19 protein-coding genes, 1 tRNA gene and 3 pseudogenes are annotated in these 18,442 nt (G+C 43.9%); 10 read left to right on the forward strand and 13 right to left on the reverse strand.

Annotated features, from left to right (window positions below; genetic code table 11):
* Positions 1–2 precede the first annotated feature (2 nt).
* Together LA20533_RS00210 and prmA are read right to left on the reverse strand one after the other, a co-directional pair.
* Entirely contained in the window at positions 3–746 is a 744-nt protein-coding gene (locus LA20533_RS00210; protein WP_056946210.1) for an RsmE family RNA methyltransferase, read from the reverse strand.
* Between the two features lie 27 nt (positions 747–773).
* Positions 774–1,718, reverse strand: a complete 945-nt coding sequence (gene prmA / locus LA20533_RS00215; protein WP_056946211.1) for a 50S ribosomal protein L11 methyltransferase — start codon at positions 1,716–1,718, stop codon at positions 774–776.
* 75 nt (positions 1,719–1,793) lie between these two features.
* Between prmA and ybaK the strand changes: the two genes are divergently transcribed.
* The 3 genes from ybaK to LA20533_RS00230 all read left to right on the forward strand — a co-directional run bounded on the left by ybaK (position 1,794) and on the right by LA20533_RS00230 (position 3,271).
* Positions 1,794–2,288 (forward strand): Cys-tRNA(Pro) deacylase, encoded by a 495-nt coding sequence (ybaK, locus tag LA20533_RS00220; protein WP_054744989.1) that lies wholly within the window; start codon positions 1,794–1,796, stop codon positions 2,286–2,288.
* A 38-nt stretch (positions 2,289–2,326) separates the two neighbouring features.
* Positions 2,327–2,650 carry a DUF960 domain-containing protein gene (locus LA20533_RS00225; protein ID WP_054744987.1) on the forward strand — a complete coding sequence of 108 codons (324 nt, stop codon included), beginning with the start codon at positions 2,327–2,329 and terminating at the stop codon, positions 2,648–2,650.
* A gap of 132 nt (positions 2,651–2,782) precedes the next feature.
* Positions 2,783–3,271, forward strand: coding sequence for a DUF2975 domain-containing protein (locus LA20533_RS00230; RefSeq protein ID WP_054744985.1), 489 nt, complete (start codon positions 2,783–2,785; stop codon positions 3,269–3,271).
* Here LA20533_RS00230 and LA20533_RS00235 read toward each other — a convergent pair.
* Complete coding sequence (locus tag LA20533_RS00235; RefSeq protein ID WP_056946213.1) at positions 3,268–3,627, reverse strand: DUF1801 domain-containing protein; 360 nt, start codon at positions 3,625–3,627, stop codon at positions 3,268–3,270. The two genes, LA20533_RS00230 and LA20533_RS00235, sit on opposite strands and share 4 nt — an antisense overlap.
* Before the next feature lie 102 nt (positions 3,628–3,729).
* On the opposite strand from LA20533_RS00235, the gene LA20533_RS00240 reads away from it, so the two are divergent.
* The 4 genes from LA20533_RS00240 (at position 3,730) to LA20533_RS00255 (ending at position 6,126) form a co-directional block, all read left to right on the forward strand.
* Positions 3,730–4,251, forward strand: coding sequence for a GNAT family N-acetyltransferase (locus LA20533_RS00240; RefSeq protein ID WP_236693754.1), 522 nt, complete (start codon positions 3,730–3,732; stop codon positions 4,249–4,251).
* 124 nt (positions 4,252–4,375) lie between these two features.
* Complete coding sequence (locus LA20533_RS00245) at positions 4,376–5,083, forward strand: AzlC family ABC transporter permease (protein WP_054744981.1); 708 nt, start codon at positions 4,376–4,378, stop codon at positions 5,081–5,083.
* Positions 5,070–5,402 carry an AzlD domain-containing protein gene (locus tag LA20533_RS00250; protein ID WP_054744979.1) on the forward strand — a complete coding sequence of 111 codons (333 nt, stop codon included), beginning with the start codon at positions 5,070–5,072 and terminating at the stop codon, positions 5,400–5,402. Before LA20533_RS00245 ends, LA20533_RS00250 begins: the two co-directional genes overlap by 14 nt.
* Before the next feature lie 379 nt (positions 5,403–5,781).
* A complete protein-coding gene (locus tag LA20533_RS00255; protein ID WP_054744977.1) occupies positions 5,782–6,126 on the forward strand; it encodes an MmcQ/YjbR family DNA-binding protein in 345 nt (114 codons plus the stop codon).
* 22 nt (positions 6,127–6,148) lie between these two features.
* On the opposite strand, the pseudogene LA20533_RS00260 reads toward LA20533_RS00255, so the two are convergent.
* The 3 genes and pseudogenes from LA20533_RS00260 to LA20533_RS00270 form a co-directional block, all read right to left on the reverse strand.
* A pseudogene (locus tag LA20533_RS00260) lies at positions 6,149–7,150 on the reverse strand (aldo/keto reductase).
* 32 nt (positions 7,151–7,182) lie between these two features.
* Positions 7,183–7,821, reverse strand: a complete 639-nt coding sequence (locus tag LA20533_RS00265; protein ID WP_056946214.1) for an NAD(P)H-binding protein — start codon at positions 7,819–7,821, stop codon at positions 7,183–7,185.
* Positions 7,822–7,860: 39 nt separating this feature from the next.
* Positions 7,861–8,895, reverse strand: a complete 1,035-nt coding sequence (locus tag LA20533_RS00270; protein WP_056946215.1) for a zinc-binding dehydrogenase — start codon at positions 8,893–8,895, stop codon at positions 7,861–7,863.
* 218 nt (positions 8,896–9,113) lie between these two features.
* Between LA20533_RS00270 and LA20533_RS08955 the strand changes: the two are divergent.
* The 3 genes and pseudogenes from LA20533_RS08955 to LA20533_RS00280 all read left to right on the forward strand — a co-directional run.
* A pseudogene (locus LA20533_RS08955) lies at positions 9,114–9,719 on the forward strand (DJ-1/PfpI family protein).
* A gap of 338 nt (positions 9,720–10,057) precedes the next feature.
* Entirely contained in the window at positions 10,058–10,288 is a 231-nt protein-coding gene (locus tag LA20533_RS08390; protein ID WP_056946216.1) for an Abi family protein, read from the forward strand.
* Between the two features lie 12 nt (positions 10,289–10,300).
* Positions 10,301–11,029, forward strand: a pseudogene (locus tag LA20533_RS00280) (Abi family protein); the annotation flags it as partial.
* A 225-nt stretch (positions 11,030–11,254) separates the two neighbouring features.
* On the opposite strand, the gene LA20533_RS00285 reads toward LA20533_RS00280, so the two are convergent.
* From LA20533_RS00285 to pepA, 7 genes are all read right to left on the reverse strand, one after another.
* Positions 11,255–11,342: transfer RNA gene (locus LA20533_RS00285), tRNA-Ser, on the reverse strand.
* Positions 11,343–11,404: 62 nt separating this feature from the next.
* A complete protein-coding gene (locus LA20533_RS08630) occupies positions 11,405–11,866 on the reverse strand; it encodes a GAF domain-containing protein (protein WP_056946218.1) in 462 nt (153 codons plus the stop codon).
* Positions 11,867–11,899: 33 nt separating this feature from the next.
* Entirely contained in the window at positions 11,900–12,421 is a 522-nt protein-coding gene (locus LA20533_RS08635; protein ID WP_056946220.1) for an adenine phosphoribosyltransferase, read from the reverse strand.
* A gap of 12 nt (positions 12,422–12,433) precedes the next feature.
* Positions 12,434–14,713, reverse strand: coding sequence for a single-stranded-DNA-specific exonuclease RecJ (gene recJ / locus LA20533_RS00300; protein WP_056946221.1), 2,280 nt, complete (start codon positions 14,711–14,713; stop codon positions 12,434–12,436).
* Positions 14,714–14,718: 5 nt separating this feature from the next.
* Positions 14,719–15,402, reverse strand: a complete 684-nt coding sequence (locus tag LA20533_RS00305; RefSeq protein WP_056946222.1) for a class A sortase — start codon at positions 15,400–15,402, stop codon at positions 14,719–14,721.
* A 12-nt stretch (positions 15,403–15,414) separates the two neighbouring features.
* Complete coding sequence (lepA, locus tag LA20533_RS00310) at positions 15,415–17,253, reverse strand: translation elongation factor 4 (RefSeq protein WP_056946223.1); 1,839 nt, start codon at positions 17,251–17,253, stop codon at positions 15,415–15,417.
* Between the two features lie 66 nt (positions 17,254–17,319).
* Positions 17,320–18,399: a glutamyl aminopeptidase gene (pepA, locus tag LA20533_RS00315; protein ID WP_056946224.1), complete on the reverse strand. Its 1,080-nt coding sequence runs from the start codon at positions 18,397–18,399 to the stop codon at positions 17,320–17,322.
* Between the last annotated feature and the right edge of the window lie 43 nt (positions 18,400–18,442).

Raw genomic sequence — 18,442 nt, forward strand, 5'->3', positions numbered from 1 at the left:
GATTAACTCATCTCCAATTGATATGATAAGGCGCTCAAGAAGTATAATGGGGCAGTTTCAACGCGTAGAATCCTATTACCAAGCGCAGCGGCTTTAAATTGCTTGCTTTCGAGGAAGCCAATTTCCAGAGGCGAAATACCCCCCTCAGGCCCGAACACCATGATGATTCTCTGGCTCGGCCTAAGTGCGGTCAGAGCCTCGCGTAGAGCGGAGTGTTCGTGTTGCTTCGCAGCTTCTTCATAGGCAATCAATCTCGTATCGTAGTCGGTAAAGCTCAACTCGGACAGCTTATCGATTAATCTAACTGTTGGAATATTCTCACGGCGAGACTGCTCTGCTGCCTGTTGTGCTATCTTCTGGTAACGACTTAATTTTTTATCTATCTTATCACTTTTGATGCGTGAAATTGAGTAGTCTGCATTAAAAAAGATGATATGTTGCACGCCCATCTCTGTGGCTTTCTGAATAATAAACTCATTTTTGTCGCCCTTACTAGTACCAACCACAATCGTGGAACTTACTGGTAACTCCGGATTAAGTACCGCTTCCCGGACAACCTTCACGAGCACCTCATTACCCTTTAGTGCCATAATCACTGCCACGTAGGCATTGTGCTCGGCATCAACTAGTTCAATCTCGTCACTGACTTGGCTCCGGCGTACCTTAACGATTCTGTGGGCAATCTCACCGTCCAGAATAATCTGGTCATTAATCGAAGCCGTTTTTTCGATAAAATAATGCTGCATCTCAGCCACTCCTTTATAAAAAATAACCTAATCTTGCTGGCGTTCTATCAGTAAGGCAACCCAACGCTCTTGTTGGACCCGAATTGTAATCGAGAAACCATGTAGCCTCAGTGCTTCCTCTAATTTAGGCAACTGATCTTGATCAATGCCTGACATGATTACTCGACCTGTTGCTGCTAGGTGTTCCGCTAACTGCTCGGTTAACGGGAGCAACACCTCGGTCAGAATATTAGCGACAATCAAATCGAATTGCCCAGAGACATTGTTTAGTAGGTCACTTTGAACTAATGCTATTTTACTACTATTATTCAATCCAATATTCTCTTTTGCGGCGGTCATTGCTTGTTCATCGATGTCTGTCGCTATCACTTGGTCTGCACCTAACTTCTCAGCAGCTATACTGAGAATGCCCGAACCCGTCCCTACGTCTAGGACCCGTTGGCGCGCTCTTAAGGCCTTTTCAATGAGTAAAAGCGCCAGCTGCGTGGTAATATGAGTCCCTGTGCCAAAGGAAAGCCCCGGATCAAGTATGATAGTCTGCTCGTCGGGCAATACTGGCGTGTAGTCCAGCCATTTAGGTACAATCGTGAGGTTTCTGGTCACGTGCACCACGTGATAATATTGTTTCCAGCTCTCGCTCCAATCCGTGTCTGCAACCACCTGTTGCGTAATTTGACGTGTACCCGTTTGGAGACCATAAGACGCTAACTCTGCTAACTTAGCCTGAACCAGAAGCTGCAGCTTGTGGGCATCCTCTGTAGCATTAAAATAGCCAGTGACCTCGATGTCTTCTGGCAAAGCTGCAACAGAAGCCAAATCAATAGTCTCACCGTGGCTTCTGTTTGGTACGGCAATAAAGTCACTGCGCCGTCTAACCTCCACCCCTTGAGCTAATAACTCGTTGGTAAGATACTCCGTTAGAGCTTCCTCGGCTTCTTGTGCGGTAGCGATAGTTAGTTGTAATAATTTCATGGTGGCTCCTTTTAAAAGCGGTCTATTTTGACAGTAAAAACTTCCCTTGCTAGAATAACCAATGAGGTTAAACTAATGTCGAAGAAGAATAAAATTGATAAAACGCTTGTAGAGAAGATTCTTGATCGGAAGAAAATTGCCTACGAACAGGTTACTTTCGAGACTCAGCGTCACGGTAACGTGGCTGAGATGGATACTACTAGTCTAACCGAAGATGAGCGATTGGTCTATAAAACATTGGTTGCTTCTGGCAACAAAACTGGCCCAATTGTCGCAGTCGTTCCGTTAGACCACCACCTCAGCTTGAAGAAGTTCGCCGCGGTTAGTGGTAACAAGAAGGTAGAGATGCTGCCGTTGAAAATTTTGGAACAAACGACGGGCTACGTCCACGGTGCCAACACACCGGTTGGCATACACGAGCAGAAACATTTCCCTATCTATATCGAACAAACAGCGAAGGATCAGCCTTTCATGGTGGTTTCGGCTGGTAAAATCGGTCGCAGTGTGAAACTAAATCCGCTCGATCTACAGCAAGTCACTGCCGCTACTTTCGCTGACCTCAAAGAGTAAGCACTAGATAATAACACAAAAATGAACTAAGAAGAGAGATGTTAGAAACCATGTTCGCACAAAACTCCCCAAGATTCGCTACTTATGCCGTAATCGACCGCATCCCTGGTCGCATGATCGACACCGTCTGGTACCTAATTGACCAGAATTTAACCGGTGTCGTCAAGCTAGGCAACCTGATTAATTTCGATATCCTAGCCGACCAGGATGGCAAGGCAGCGATGATGTTCTCCCAGAAGAACAATCCCCTGAAGATTAAATTTGATTTGCCCATCAAGTACGATCCATCATATCCAGCGTCCTTAGTTGTATATGATGATGGGGTTAACCAAACCGTGATGCTCCCAAGCGAGGTCAAGTAGTCCGACTACTGGCCTTTTTTTGTAAATTTTTCTAAAAATTAAACTGTGCTGTGGCTGTCACCAAAAAGAACGACTATGATGACAATACCATAGATAACACAGCGATTCTTGCACTAAGTTAGGAGTGAAATTATGACTAAATTGATCAGCAACTTTTTACGACTCGCATTAATTGGCATTACAGGCCTTATTTTGTTTATCAGTACCTTGATCGGTCTGGAAGGAATTCCGGCGTTAGTCGTGACTTATCCCACCCACGCTTGGCTGTTCTACACTATCCTCACTGGAATTTACGTCTCAGTAATCATCTTCCTTTACGGCATGTATCAGGCTTTCAGGTTGCTACGTAATTTCGAGCTGCAGGACACTTTTTCGGTCAAGACCAGCCTAAGATTGGCCAAGATTAAGTATGCGGCCTTAGCAATTGCGATGCTGTATTTCATCGGCAGCCCATTCGCGTATATTTGGGCAGACTTCGAAGACGCACCGGGAGTGCTGCTCATTGAACTAATCTTTTTAGGTCTGGCGCTCGCTGTTACCGCGTTTGCCAAACTCGCCCAGTCTATCGTGATTGAGGGCACTAATAAAATCAATAGCGCTGAACAGCAGAAACTTGCTTAGTTAAATGCGTGTTCAATCAGGCTGGTGACTGCAGTTTCGTCTATTGGTCTGCCAGGAACTATCTTAATGTGCCGCATCGTTTGTCCCGTACCGGTTAATAATCTCTTCGAGTCAAACTCTAACAAATCTACCCCATACGTGAACCCAAGGTTCACGTATTTTTTAGCTACTTGGATGTACATTTTCTGGCCGCTTTCTGGGAGCTCGTAGCTTGGCATAGACCACTTATGGTCCTCAATCACTGCCGAATTACTCTCTAGAATCAGTAAGCGATACTGCTGCACAATGAGCGCTAGCTCTTCTGGAAGCTTACTAATCAATTCATCGACTTGTGCATTCGCCCTTCGTTCTAGCATTAGTCTACTCCTCCTTTGACTATCATTTACCGATGTTTTATGATGACTTATTATGAATAGATTATCTGATTTTATAAATTTTAATGCTGGTGGAGGCTTCATTTGAAAGTAATTATTGACCGAATCACAACCAACCAAATTAAAGAACTCATGACGATTAGTCGTGAGACATTCACTGATACCTTTGGTAGTGCGAATGATCCGCAGAATTTGACACAATATCTGGATTCCGCTTATAGCGCTCTTCAGCTTCGAAGTGAACTGAATAATGCTGACTCAACCTTTTGGTCAATCACCGTTGACGGGGTATGGGCTGGTTACTTGAAACTCAATATTGGTCAAGCGCAGTCTGAAAACTTCGGAGATGCGGCTCTTGAAATTGAGCGGATCTATGTCCGCCGCAGATTCAAACGCCAAGGATTGGGTACAAAGTTGTACCAGCTTGCGCTAAACCAGGCAGAGCAACTAGGCAAGACAAGGATTATCTTGGGAGTTTGGGAGCATAATGAGCCCGCGCAGAAATTCTATCAACGGCTGGGATTCCACCAGATCGGTGCCCATACTTTCCAATTGGGCACGGATGCCCAGACAGACTACATTATGGAGAAGAAGCTAACGAATTAACCTGTTTCACCACTTGCACCATTTATCTCAGTGGCTTTTTTTGTAAGTGTTCGTTGACCTTAATCTCCCCTATCCCTAGAATGAGGATAATTCTCATCAATCAGCCAGGGAGGTAGCAGGATCAATGAACGAGCAACTGACAGTCAAAAGTGCCATTAAGGAAACATTACCAACTGTTTTTGGCTATGTGGGTATCGGCATGGCGTTCGGTATTATTGGGCGAGCAAGCGGCTTTAGTCCCGTCATCGTCCTACTCATGTCCCTCTTTATCTACGCTGGATCGGCTCAGTTTACGACTGTCAGCATGCTTAGTGGGGGTAGTCCAGTGCTCTCGATTATCTTAGCTACTTTTCTCGTCAATTCGCGCATGATTCTCATGAGTACAACACTCACCAATTATTTCAAAAACGCACCATTAAGGCAGAATATCCTGCTGGGAACGCTCCTCACCGACGAAAGTTTCGCCCTCTCGATGAACAAGCAAAATTATACACGGGGACAACTGAACTTCACGTGGATTAACACGGCAAACTTAATCGCGTATCTCAGCTGGGTTCTTTCCTCGGTGATTGGTGCGCTCCTTGGCGGTATCGTGGCTGATCCAAAGTTTCTTGGCCTAGACTTCGCGATTGTTGCGATGTTCATGGGACTAGTCTATCTTCAGGTGATTGGCGATAAATCTTTGAAACATGGTTTGCAACTTGTGGTGATTGTGCTGACCTGCGTGTTAACATACCTGGCACTGATTTTACTGCCAGCAAACCTCGTCATTATTGTGGTGACCTTATTTGGCTGTTCGTTAGGAGTGTGGTGCAAGCATGCTTTCTTCTAACACAATCATTCTGACCATTATCGGTTGTTCAATCGTCACTTGGCTCTCGCGTATTCTGCCGTTTGTCCTGTTGCAGAAATTCACGCTCCACAGCAGAATAATTGAATTTCTCCAATTCGTGCCAATTGTCATCATGTCCACGCTCTGGTTTAGCTCCCTATTCACCCCACATCAAGGCCACCTACCACAGCTGAACCTAGCATACTTACTGACCACGATTCCGAGCTTCCTCGCTGCTGTTATCAGTAAGAGTTTATTGGTGATTGTAGCTGTTGGGATCATTTCACTAGCAATTATCCGTAGTCTAGGCATTGCCTAGGCTTTTTTGGTGGCAAAAAAAAGATCGAGTTTCTCCACTCAACCTTTTACTGAGATGATTCAAATTTTTTATTCGCCGAAGCGTTCCTGTTTCTGCACGTTGACTATCCAGTTCACACCAAACTTATCCACCAGATTAACCTGCAGACCATCGATATCGATGACAGAGTGCATGATCAGATTTTTGGCATCTGCCGAGACTTCGTTTGGAAGACTTCCCCGTAGAAGTCCAACGCTGCCTGCGCATTACCAGCAAAATTCAAATAAATATTCATCTTAATTTGCCTCCATTTTTAGTGGTAACTGTTTTTGTAAGCGCATTCTTGCATATAATAAAGTTAGAACACCAGAAATATGATTTAAATAAAGGGAGCAAACTGATGAATAAACGTGAATTAATTGACCTAGTCTTACACGAGACAACGTCGTTTGAAGATTACCCGTTCAATGGCGAACATAGTCATGAGACAATCGAATGGACCGCCATCAAGCATCTAAGTAATAAGAAGATTATCGCACTGATCTTTGAGAAGGATCATGAGCTATTAATTGACTTAAAGCTGACGCCTGAGCACGGAGAAATTATGCGTAAAACTCGGGGTGTTTTTCCGGGCTACCACATGAACAAAACGCACTGGAACACCATCAGTGTCAATCAGACCGATGTCGGTCTCACAGAGCTCGTCAACATGATTCATGAAAGTGCTGTGCTAACAGGTAAATAACGGTGGGCCAACAAACTTATTTTTATCGATCGACGAGAATTGTCCCTGCAGCCGGGTTTTGCGTAAGTGACCCTACTACTTCGTGTGGTTGATACGGCTCCTCTAGGTAAGCCAGTTCGTCGTCCGTCAGATGAACATCAATGGCTGCCACAGCGTCGTCTAGATGCTTTATTTTAGTCGAACCAATGATGGGTGCGGCCACTCCTTTGACAAAAAGCCAAGCAAGAGAAATTTGACTCATCGAGATTTCGTGTCTATCAGCTAACTCAGCAACTCGCGCAATAATTTGCAAATCATTCTCCTTGGCACGGTCATACTTACCCATGGAAACTCGGTCAGTCTTACTTCGTAAGGTGTCCGCTTGCCACTCACGCCTACTCAAATGGTCTGCAGCCAATGGGCTATACGGCATCAAGGAAACGTCAAACTGCTGCGTCACTGGAATTAACTCGCGCTCATCTTAACGATAGAGCAGATTATAATGATTCTCCATCGTCTGAAAGGTCTCCCAGTGGTTATCTAGCGCTACCTGCTGCAAGTTATGAAATTGATAACCATACATTGCAGAAGCACCAATCGCCCTTACTTTACCAGATTGAACTAGTTGATTGAGTGTCGCCATCGTCTCCTCAATAGGCGTTTCATAGTCAAATCTGTGAATGATGTACAAATCGAGGTAATCAGTTTGCAGTCTTTTCAGTGTTCCTTCTATTTCGCGGTTAATCGCATCTTTTGCTAAACGTCCCGGATTAAAGTAAACCTTTGATGCCAGCACGACTTTCTCGCGTGGAATGCCTAGCTGCTTGATTGCACGACCAAGATATTCCTCACTGGTTCCTTTTGAATAGCTATTCGCTGTATCAAAGAAGTTAATACCGCTGTCTAGCGCGTGCTTAATAACTTGCTTACTTCCTTTCTAATCAAGCGTCCAGTCATGCATTGTTCCAGGTTCCCCGAAGCTCATTGCACCAACACAAATTTTAGAAACCTCAATATCTGTCTTGCCTAATTTCGTATATTGCATCCCTAATACACTCTCCTCTGCAGGGACCTTAGCTATTCAACACTACTAAGGGCATCTGCGATAGTCTTGTCACCTGTACTCATCGCAATCACATGACCAATAGTATTATCGTGTTGCAAGATTTCCGCCAAAGTCTGGGCCACATCTGGAATTGGGTTCGTAGTAGCCAGGTCAGTGACTACGCTAATTCTGCCAGTGCCAGATTTCTCGGTTAGACTCGTCGGCTGAAGAATCGTGTAATCAAGCTTGGTTTGATTAACTAGGTAATTATCGGCAAAAAACTTTGCAACATTATAATCCATCAAATCGCGCAGTCCCTCACGGTGCCATTGCTCTGGTTCAAGCGATGAGTTCGAGCTGAGCATCACGTAGCGCTTGATTCCGGCCTGCTCAGCGGCCTGCATTGTTTTCACTGCCCCAAAGGCATCCGTCTGCAGTAGATCCTTGCCGCGTGAACCCGCAGTGAAATAGACCACAGCACTACCTTTCATCAGTTCAACCAACTCACGTACTGGTGCATGCAAGTCCAGGTGGACCGGCTTTACTGCTGGTAACTTGACAATTTGCTCCTCGTGTCTGGCACCCGCAACGACGGTATGACCCATCTCTACCAAATCTTTAATTAACTCCGTAGCAACACGTCCTGAGCCACCAACTACAAAAATTTGCATATCCTACCTCCATTTTTTTGCTAATATTGACCAACGAAACTATTCGCTAACGATGAGTAAGGACTTGATTGCCTCTCTTCTATCCATCGCCTCGTAAGCTTGTTGTATATCATCCAATTTAAACCGTTTCGTGAAGACGAGTCCTGGATTGATCTGTCCGCCGAGCACGGCTTCTAGTAATCTACTCTTATCGTACGTTGTCACAGCAGCAATTCCACCCCGAAGGCCTATATTGCGCCAGAATAAGTTATTTGTATTCATTGTCTCCTTCTGAGGCACACCAACACGTCCAACGACAGCTCCTGGCCGTCCTAATTGAACAGCCGTCGAAACAGCTTGCTCCGTCCCAACACACTCGAGGACTGCATCGACACCTACTCCAGTTAATTCCAGCACGTGATCAATCCCGGCTTGATCTCGTTCCGGTACAATATCCGTCGCACCAAATTTCAATGCTAACTGCTGCCGGTCTTCGTGACGACTCATGGCGATAATTCTTTTTGCACCTAATAGTTTGGCAGCTAAAACACCACTCAAGCCAACAGCGCCATCACCCATGACAGCGACGGTTGATCCTGGCTTTACTTCCGCTGTGATTGCCGCATGGTAACCAGTTGCCATCACATCAGCTAAAGTGACGAACGAATTAAGCTGTTCATCGGAATAATCACTAGGTTGACCTGGAATCTTGACTAAGCCCCAATTGGCGTTACCATAGCGTATGTACTCTGCCTGATAACCCGTGCCGTCAGCCGGTGGATTCAAGCAGTTACCATCAAACCCGGCTAGACAAGCGGCGCAATGACCGCAACCGTGCGTGAAGGGCACAATCACAAAGTCACCCTTTTGAATATTTGTTACGGTGTCTCCTACGTCCTCAACAATGCCAATTGCCTCATGCCCCACGAAAGAATTTATTGGACGCTCGCTGAGACCGCGAAACCACCATAAGTCGGACCCACAGACACTGGCACGAATGACCTTAATAATCGCATCTCCCGCATTTTTAATTGCTGGTTTAGCAATTTCCTGAATCTCGACCTTACCAGGTCCCATAAATGCTGTTGCTTTCATACTCGTCCTCCTAAAATAGATTATTGATTTTTAGAATATCATTTTGATTAGTATAAACCCTCAACTCAACTTTAGGGCAAGTATAAATTCAGAAATTCCTTGAACACTGGATATTATTTTAAATCTGTGCTCTAAATTTTTTCAGTTGTTATTATCGAAAATAATTGTAATATCATAAACGAGCAAACATAGGTTCGCAAATGAGGGAGTAATATTAAATGAAAAAGGCAATCTTTTGTGTTTTAGATATTTATGCAGATTGGAAATTTGGTTATTTAGCTGGCCAATTAAATCAAAGTAAAGAACGGCGAGTCGAAACTACCTCGAGACAATCACTAGTAACTTCAATTGGTGGCTTCAAAACCCAAGTTAATCATCGGATAGACCAGTTGCCCGACAAGATTAATTTGCTGGTATTAAGTGGTGGCGATTCTTGGTCCACCGATAATCAATAATTAAAACAACTAATTTCTGTTCGACTAGCTACTAATCAACCGATAGCTGCTATTTGCGGTGCAGTAGACTTTCTAGCGAGAAATGGCTTACTTTCTCATTATAGGCACACAGGCAACGCACAGTATCTATGGCAGAATTTTAAAGAATACACTAATCATGAAGAATTCATCGAACAACAGGCGGTAAAAGACCGCAATCTGGTAACAGCTAATGGTACTGCTGCACTAGAATTTACACACCTGGTATTAAAAATGATCAATTTTGCAGCTGAATCGGAGATAGATAAGACTACTGATTTGTATACATTGGGCTTTTATAATTTCAGCGCTAAATACGGAATCCCGTTTACTACAGAAACATACTATTAATAAGTAGTATCCACCGTGGAATTATAACCTATTACTCAGCTTAATTGAGATGTAGCTGATAAATTTCAATGAAGCTGAGGCAGAGTGAGTATACGGTACAACATTTAAACGACCAAGTTAGATTAAACAATAGCCATACCCCATACTAGAAAGTTTGAGATATAGCCAACAAAATATTTGTCCCAATTCAACACAATATGTAGCAAAAATTAATAAGAAAGTCCTTTAAACCTATTAAACATAGATCAAGTTCGGAATGCAGTTGGAGTAGGCGCCTGACTAACGAAACCTCAGGTTCTATATTTAACATAGCCTGAGGTTTTTGTTTTGGAAGAAAAATGGTTAATGGAAAGCCCTTTAAAACGCACAATCAACAAATGAAAATTTTGCGAATGCGCGGATTGGAAGTTTCAACAGCAAATAAAAGAAGTCTCAAACAAATAGGTTACTACGCACTAATTAATGGATACAAATGGAATTTTTTACAGAGAGATTCTACCGGAGAAATTTTAAAGCCAGAAAAGTATATAAATGGCGCCAAATTCAGTGAGATCAGAGATTTATACTAATTTGACTCTGAACTACAATCAATACTATACAAGTATCTATTAAAGTATGAATCTGTTCTCGGAGCTTCTATATCATATAACTTTTCAATGGAGTATCCCGAAGAACATTCATATCTTGCAGTTGATAACTATAGCCGCCTTCCCTCCAAGGTAAGCAGTGTGGTATCTACTATTAGTTCGTTGTCGAATGTAATCAAGAAAAACGCTAATTCTACAGCCGCAATTAAACATTATCTTAATAACCATGGCCATATACCACTTTGGGTATTGGTAAATTTTTTGACCTTTGGAGAAATAAATCACTTTTATTCAAACTTAGTTGACAATTTACAAATTAAGATTGCTACCGAATTTTCAAGGGAAAGATCCAGAGAGTGGTCATCAGAAAACAAAATCAGAATTACTCCCGAAACGATTAAGACAGTGAACCATTTAGTTAATTTATTCAGAAATTCAGTGGCCCACGGCGAAATAACCTATTCAAGAAAAATTGCAAAGTCTCCGAAAACAACTCCTATCCGAATTGCCTTAAATATGGATAAATCAGTTTTTTCAAGTCAAGCGGGCGTTTTTGAATTAATTCTTTCGCTTAAGGTAATGTTACCAAAAAAATACTACATAAAACTTTCTCACGAACTTATCAATCTCTTAAGCCAATATAAAAATAAATTTCAATCAATAGATTTTTCAAGTATTTTGCAAGATATGAATTTTCCAAATAATTACCAAGAGTATATATAAAATAGCCATATTGTTCCATTATTGTAATACAAACATTCAGCTACTGATTTTCAGGCAATTCTTGGCAATGACACTGTATAGATGACGTTAGACATCTATACCCATATGACGGACAACGGCAAGAGTCGAGTGGCTAATGCATTGAACGGTTTAAATATTTAGTTAGTCAAAAACAAAAATAAAATGCGCAAACCCTCTTTTATTAAGGACTTACGCACATATCGAAGGAGAGTACAGGATTTGAACCTGCGCGCCGGTATTAGCCGGTTCGCCGGATTTCGAGTCCGGTGCATTACCACTCTGCCAACTCTCCATATTACTCAGTTAATTATAGCAAAGTTTGCTGCTAGAACAAACTGGGTTTTTATATTTTTGTTACCAAACGAGCTTATCCGAAAGAAGTTGTGCAATCTGTTCAAGGTATTCTTGATCTAACTCATCATAGGCCGCTGTTGTTGGTGCATCAAGATCAAGTACGCCTACTAACTTGTCATTAGAATACATTGGCACGACAATCTCAGACATTGCAGCAGAATCACACTGAATGTAATTCTCCCGCTGTGTCACATCATCAACAATAATTGTCTCATTCTTCTCGGCGGACTCACCACAAACACCCTTACCGAGTGCAATCCTAGTGCAAGACACACTACCTTGAAATGGTGCGAGCACGAGTTCGTCACCATTATACAAGTAGAATCCAGCAAATACTGACTCAGGTAGGAACTGTTTGATGGCGGCGGAGACATTGCCTAATGTCGCAATTTTGTCCGGCTCCATCTCAATTAATCCCTCAACTTGGGCAACTAATATTTCATAATCATCTTTTTTGGTCATTATTAAACCTCAATTATTTTCTCGTCCAGAATATTAGTAGGTCGTAAGCGAGAAGACATCATAGTCTTTCAAGTTATCACGTCCAGGCAATTCACTCAGTTCAATAATGAAGGCAACACCCACTACCTCACCGCCAAGTCGCTCAATCAGGCGAATTGTCGCCTGAATTGTGCCACCTGTAGCTAATAAATCGTCTACAACTAAAACCTTATCGCCGGGCTTAATCGCGTCAAGATGCATCTCTAGCGTAGAGCTAGTACCGTACTCAAGATCATACGTCTCGGATTCTGTTGCCCGAGGTAGTTTGCCTTCTTTCCTAGCCTGAACAAAGCCAACACCAAGTTCTGTTGCAATTGGTGCACCCACCAGAAAACCCCGTGCTTCAGGTGCAGCAACTGCAGTTGCGCCCTTTCTCCGCCCGAATTCTGCTAGTTCACTGATTGCTTCCTTGAATGCTGGACCGTTCCCCACCAACGGTGAGAAGTCCCGAAAAATAATTCCCTTTTCCGGAAAGTCTGGAATATCCGCAATATATTTCTTAAAATCAAAAGACATGTAAATCCTCCATTATTGAAGCAACGATTCGATGTAACGGACCAACTCTCTGCTCGAAAGAGACTTCATTTGTTCCTTAAATTTCAGTCTCTGCTCAGTCAATTGAAGATATTTAGAACTGGTCAAAGGCGTCGCTACGACATCTTTATTTGGCACAATTTTGAACTCATCTATTTTAACAAAATTTAGATCAAAAAACACTCTAAATATGAATTTTAAGGTAGATTCGTTCGTTTCTAAGTATTTATTTGCCAAATTGTATGATGCAATTGTTAGCCCGGGATGTTGATAAACATACTTTAAAACATTTTTAAAGATACGTTCGTCAGGAATTTGGTCAATCGTGAGATTGTCATAGTTAAATTTCAATAAAACACGCTCAAATTCGTATGTTTTAAAGAGTTGGCGTAAATCATTCGGCGTTTGGGGTAGCTCCATCAGCGCAGCACTCTGTAGCCTTCGCGGCTCGTCATAATCAACGAGCAGAATCTTACTGCGATCTAGCTGTTCCTGAATACAGAAGTTTTCTGCTAAATCCTCGTGATAGAACAGATATGAATCACCCACGTGAAGAGTTGTCTGCTCACTCCGTAAGTCCACTACTCTACTAGTAGTTGTTGCTGGCAACTCGTACCTAAAATCAGCGACGATAATCTGTAACTTTGCTTGACCGCGCCAGATATTCAGGGAAATTCCGCCATACAGCTCAGCCACATAGTTTAAGAGACGCTCGTCAAAGTTTGCCAAATTAAAACTAACTAGGTCAAATTGCTGTTTAGTATCTGATTTTAGACTAGCCTTGAAGTATTGTTGGTTGCTGCCAATTTTTTTGAAATTGCTAATTAGTGGTCTGTTAAAGCGGAAGACTGGCTCCTCATTGTCAGTGCCAAAGGGGCCTAAGAGCATGATTTGATTATACAAGTCAATATTCAATTGATCAAGGTCAATACTTGTATCATACAAATTACTGGTTTCAAGCGTTTGTGGTACGTAAGTCTGCTCGAAAGCCTGACGGAATTCTGCCAAATTCTCCTCAGGCATACTGAGGCCGCAAGCCATGGTATGACCGCCAAACTTACTGAGCAAGGTATGTGACAATGGCTCTAGGGCAGCGAATATATCGAAACCCTCGACGCTTCTGCCGGAACCCTTCAGCAAACCACTGCTATCTTTAGTTAGCACGATAGTTGGCCGATGATATCGTTGAATCAAGCGACTAGCAACTATTCCCAGTACTCCTTCATGAAAGTCTGGTCCAACGACGACTAACGTTCTATTTTTGTCTAACTGTTGCGCGGCAATCAGCTCTTGCGCCGTCTCAAAGGCCTCTTCAGATATTTCCTTCCGACGAACGTTTTGGTCCTCAAGCTCTTGGGCGAGCTTGTGGGCCACCTCTTCATCTTCCGCTAAAAGTAACTCGACTGCCTTATTGGCGTCGTCTAACCGGCCAATCGAATTCAAACGCGGTGCGAAGCCAAATGAGATATCCTGTGCGGTTAAGTTGTCCAACTGGATTTTGGCGACATCAAGCAAGGCGTTTAGGCCCAGACGGTTCTGTTGCTTAATCACTTCAATGCCGTACTTAACCAGCAGGTGATTCTCACCACGAAGTGGTACGAGATCTGCTATAGTACCGATTGCTACCAGGTCTAGTAAATCCTCTAAAGGATCACCGTCCATCAATGCACGTGCCAAACTATAGGCTACTCCTACACCAGAATAGTCGTGAAAAGGATAGGACTGATTGCTGAGTTTAGGATGAATGATGCTATAGGCAAGTGGTAGCCGTGCCGGGATTGTGTGGTGATCCGTCACGATGACGTCAACACCCCGTTTAGCCATCTCGTCAATCTCGGTAGCACCTGTGATGCCGTTGTCGACCGTAATCAAGAGTTTGGTGCCGGCAGCGATTAATTCTTCGTACTTTCGTAAATTTGGGCCATAGCCATCCTTGAAACGGCTGGGGATATAATAATTTACCTCTGCCCCGAGTATCTGGAGGGTCTCCACTAGGACTACGGTGCTCGTAATGCCATCGGCGTCATAATCGCCATAGACCGTGATTTGCTCCCCTGCATCAATTGCAGCCATGATACGCTCTAACGTCTTGTCCATCTCGTTGAATAAAAACGGGTCGGCGAGATCAGCCAATGTGCCATTCAGCCAGTAATTTATTTCATCCGCGGAGCTAATTCCCCTAGAAGCAAATAAACTTGCCACCACCGGTGACAAGTTAAATTGTGCAGCAAGTTCAGAATCAATTGTTGTCTCTCTTAATCTCTGTTTCCACATAAATCCTATTTTACCATATCTTCCAGATCAAAAATCTTGAGTGTTTTAGATGTTGCCTTCTGGGTTTTAACTAACTTACCTCGAATTGCCCACCGGCTGATTCCACCGTTGGCACAGGTAATGAGCGTTACCATTTTTTTCTTGGTGTTATTAACCAGCCAGACAGCGTAGGGATTAACAACTTTCTTGTAATATATTTTGTATGTGTAGACCTTTTTCAAATCTGTCAGGTACACCTTCTGCCCTATTTGGGCACGTTCAATGGGCGAGAACAGTATTCCCTTATTGGTCATATAGTGGCCAGCTAAGGGATAGTTACCCTGACCCATCTTTTGGTCAGGTCGCATCGTACCACCACCGCTGGACAGCGCCGCGTCACTCAAGCCTTTCAGAATCGGTAAGCGCATCTTCACGGACGGAATGGCGAGGACTCCAAGTGTCTGGGCCGTATTATTCGCCATACTATTGCCAATCTGTGCCATGTCGATACTCTTGACCTTACTGAAGTCGAAATCTCCCTTAGACTTATTAGCCTGCTCGATACTCTTCGGCGAAATCTTCGCCATCTTATTCTCTTGGTTCATTTGGACCAACCAACCTTTAATTGGCTCGTTGAAGATTAAAACAAGCCCAATTAACAGTAAGATAGTCGCTAGAATAGTTAAAATAATTCTCCGTGCTTTTCTCATTACCACACCTAATTATTTACCTTTAATATCGTCGTCATTCATTTTCAAAACGGCCATGAAGGCCTCCTGCGGAACTTCAACCTTACCAACCGACTTCATGCGCTTCTTACCGCGCTTCTGCTTGTCTAGGAGCTTTGCACGACGGTCGGGATCACCTGTGTGGATTCTCGCGGTAACATCCTTACGGTATGCCTTAATAGTCGTTCGTGCAATTACCTTCGCACCAATAGCAGCTTGGACGGCCACCTCAAAGTTTTGCCGTGGAATGATATTCTTCATCATTGAGGCAATCTCCCGCCCGCGTTCAGCAGAGAACTCGCGGTGCACAATGAAACTCAGTGCATCCACCGGTTCCTTGTTCAGCAAGATATCGATTTTGACTAAATCACTCGCACGGTAGCCGATAATATCGTAGTCGAGTGATGCATAGCCTTTCGTGTTTGATTTCAAGTCATCAAAGAAATCGAAAATTATTTCTGACAGTGGCATCTCATAAACAACGTTAACCCGGTATTTATCCAAGTAATCCATGGTCTGAAAGACACCACGTTTTCTTTGACAGAGTTCCATCACAGAGCCAACATACTCCTCTGGCACCATGATCTCCGCCTTAACGAATGGCTCCTTAATCTCTTTAAGCTGGCCAACCTCCGGCATCTCTGCTGGGTTTGAAATCATCCGCTCTGACCCATCTGTCAGCGTGGCATGGTAATCAACTGAAGGTGCGGTCATGATCAGATCGAGATTGAATTCCCGCTCTAAGCGTTCCTGCACCACATCCATATGGAGTAATCCTAAAAAGCCACAGCGGAAACCAAAGCCCAATGCCTGAGATGTCTCAGGTTCAAATTCGAGTGCCGCATCGTTTAATTGTAACTTCTCAAGCGCCTCACGCAAGTCATTAAACTTCCCATTGTCAACCGGATAAAGGCCGGCATACACCATCGGTTTAATCTGGCGGTACCCAGGTAGGGCCGCCGGCGCCGGATTGGCGGGTGAAGTAATCGTATCACCAACATGGGTTTCCCGGACGGATTTGATGTTCGCCGTAATGTAACCAACGTCTCCGGCGATTAATTCTTTTTTGGCTACGGGTTTGGGTGATTGCACGCCCACCTCTGTTACCTCAAATTTCTTGCCGGTGCTCATGATTTGAATCTCATCACCAACCTTAACTCGGCCGGTTTTCAATCGCACACTTAGTACGACCCCTCTGTATGAATCATAGATGGAATCGAAAATTAGGGCTTGCAATGGACCGTTGATATCGCCAGTAGGTGCTGGGATGTCCGTCACAATCCGCTCTAACAATTCCTCAATTCCGAACCCGGTTTTACCAGACACGAGGACTGCTTCCGTCGCATCAATCCCAATCATATCCTCAATTTCTTCTTTGACCATCTCTGGGTCGGCCGAGGGCAAGTCGATTTTGTTCAAAACCGGGAGAATCTCGAGGTCGTTATCGAGCGCCAGGTAGGTGTTCGCTAGTGTCTGCGCCTCAACACCCTGTGCTGCGTCCACTACTAGTAGGGCGCCCTCACAGGCAGCTAGGCTCCTGGAAACCTCATAAGTGAAGTCGACATGTCCTGGGGTATCGATCAAATGGAAGGTGTATTCCTCCCCATCCTGAGCGGTGTACTTGAGTTCAACCGAATTAAGCTTAATCGTAATCCCACGCTCGCGCTCTAGGTCCATGTTATCGAGTAATTGCTGCTTCATGTCACGCTCAGCCACCGTATCCGTCAGCTCGAGAATGCGGTCCGCAATCGTCGACTTACCATGATCAATGTGCGCGACAATCGAGAAGTTACGCATATGTGCCTGGTAGTCTTGTAATTCTTCATTATTCATATCTAATCAACCTTTTCTGTCTAGCATTATAACAAAGCTGGCAGCTGTTGAGAAAGAAACTGCACTTTAGTATCCTTTAACAATTTCTTCAACTGTGGATTTATCTAATCCACGTAAAACTTTCACCAATAACTCCTGGGCCGCATCAAAATCGGCGATCGAGAACATCGTTTGGTGCGTGTGAATATAACGTCCAGGAACCCCGATTACCGTACTTGGAATACCCTCATTTGCGGTGTGGGCTGCACCGGCATCCGTGCCACCCTTTGAGACAAAGTACTGGTAAGGAATGTTATTATCTTCTGCAGTAGTCAATAAGTAATCTCGCAGCTTTGGCAATGTAATTAGGCCCGGATCTTGAATTCTAATCATCACGCCCTCACCTAGGTGCCCAAATGTACCTGTTTTCGTGTGGATATCATCCGCCGCAGAACAATCAACGGCGAAGAACAAATCAGGCTGGAACTTGGTGACCGCCGGTTTAGCTCCACGCAAGCCCACTTCTTCCTGAACATTAGCCCCCATAACCAGATTACTGTCCAAATTATCATTCTGTAGGGTCTCTAAAGCCTCTAATACCATCGTGCAGCCATACCTATTATCCCACGCCTTTGAGATAATATTCTTACCATTGGCAGTCTTGATAGTGGAGACATCTGGCACGATGGTGTCTCCCGGTTTAATCCCAAAGGAAAGCACTTCGTCTTTGTCTGTGAAGCCGCCATCAAACAGGATATCTGTTACCTGAAGATTCTGCTGACCGTTAGTGCCCCGGAGCAAGTGTGGTGGGATCGAGGATGAAATCACTGGATAGTTCTGACCGTTGCTCGCCTTTAGCGTAAATCGTTGGGCAGAGACCACTGTTGGGTTCCAGCCTCCCAATGGAACAACCTTGAAGAAGCCGTTGGCGGTAATTTGGGCTATCATAAAGCCAACTTCGTCCATGTGTGCCGCAACCATCACTGTTTTAGCATCCGTGACCCGACTCTTCTTCACACCGAAAATTCCGCCTAAGCCATCTTGTTCAACCGAATCAACCAGTGGGGTAATTTGGGCACGCATATAACTTCTGATGTCGTGTTCGAAACCGCTTGTTCCCTGCAGCTCTGTTAGTGTTTTAATTCGTTGAAATGTTTTCTCTTCCATAGCTCTTCCCTCTTGTTCAAACAGATATAATATATCTATTCTA

The sequence above is a fragment of the Amylolactobacillus amylophilus DSM 20533 = JCM 1125 genome, from assembly GCF_001936335.1.
GTDB lineage: Bacteria > Bacillota > Bacilli > Lactobacillales > Lactobacillaceae > Amylolactobacillus > Amylolactobacillus amylophilus.

Excerpts from the sequence above, each read along its gene's own strand:
- LA20533_RS00210 (WP_056946210.1), bottom strand. The coding sequence starts at position 746 with ATGCAGCATTATTTTATCGAAAAAACGGCTTCGATTAATGACCAGATT.
- prmA (WP_056946211.1), bottom strand. The coding sequence starts at position 1,718 with ATGAAATTATTACAACTAACTATCGCTACCGCACAAGAAGCCGAGGAA.
- ybaK (WP_054744989.1), top strand. The coding sequence starts at position 1,794 with ATGTCGAAGAAGAATAAAATTGATAAAACGCTTGTAGAGAAGATTCTT.
- LA20533_RS00225 (WP_054744987.1), top strand. The coding sequence starts at position 2,327 with ATGTTAGAAACCATGTTCGCACAAAACTCCCCAAGATTCGCTACTTAT.
- LA20533_RS00230 (WP_054744985.1), top strand. The coding sequence starts at position 2,783 with ATGACTAAATTGATCAGCAACTTTTTACGACTCGCATTAATTGGCATT.
- LA20533_RS00235 (WP_056946213.1), bottom strand. The coding sequence starts at position 3,627 with ATGCTAGAACGAAGGGCGAATGCACAAGTCGATGAATTGATTAGTAAG.
- LA20533_RS00245 (WP_054744981.1), top strand. The coding sequence starts at position 4,376 with ATGAACGAGCAACTGACAGTCAAAAGTGCCATTAAGGAAACATTACCA.
- LA20533_RS00250 (WP_054744979.1), top strand. The coding sequence starts at position 5,070 with ATGCTTTCTTCTAACACAATCATTCTGACCATTATCGGTTGTTCAATC.
- LA20533_RS00255 (WP_054744977.1), top strand. The coding sequence starts at position 5,782 with ATGAATAAACGTGAATTAATTGACCTAGTCTTACACGAGACAACGTCG.
- LA20533_RS00265 (WP_056946214.1), bottom strand. The coding sequence starts at position 7,821 with ATGCAAATTTTTGTAGTTGGTGGCTCAGGACGTGTTGCTACGGAGTTA.
- LA20533_RS00270 (WP_056946215.1), bottom strand. The coding sequence starts at position 8,895 with ATGAAAGCAACAGCATTTATGGGACCTGGTAAGGTCGAGATTCAGGAA.
- LA20533_RS08390 (WP_056946216.1), top strand. The coding sequence starts at position 10,058 with ATGGTTAATGGAAAGCCCTTTAAAACGCACAATCAACAAATGAAAATT.
- LA20533_RS08630 (WP_056946218.1), bottom strand. The coding sequence starts at position 11,866 with ATGACCAAAAAAGATGATTATGAAATATTAGTTGCCCAAGTTGAGGGA.
- LA20533_RS08635 (WP_056946220.1), bottom strand. The coding sequence starts at position 12,421 with ATGTCTTTTGATTTTAAGAAATATATTGCGGATATTCCAGACTTTCCG.
- recJ (WP_056946221.1), bottom strand. The coding sequence starts at position 14,713 with ATGTGGAAACAGAGATTAAGAGAGACAACAATTGATTCTGAACTTGCT.
- LA20533_RS00305 (WP_056946222.1), bottom strand. The coding sequence starts at position 15,402 with ATGAGAAAAGCACGGAGAATTATTTTAACTATTCTAGCGACTATCTTA.
- lepA (WP_056946223.1), bottom strand. The coding sequence starts at position 17,253 with ATGAATAATGAAGAATTACAAGACTACCAGGCACATATGCGTAACTTC.
- pepA (WP_056946224.1), bottom strand. The coding sequence starts at position 18,399 with ATGGAAGAGAAAACATTTCAACGAATTAAAACACTAACAGAGCTGCAG.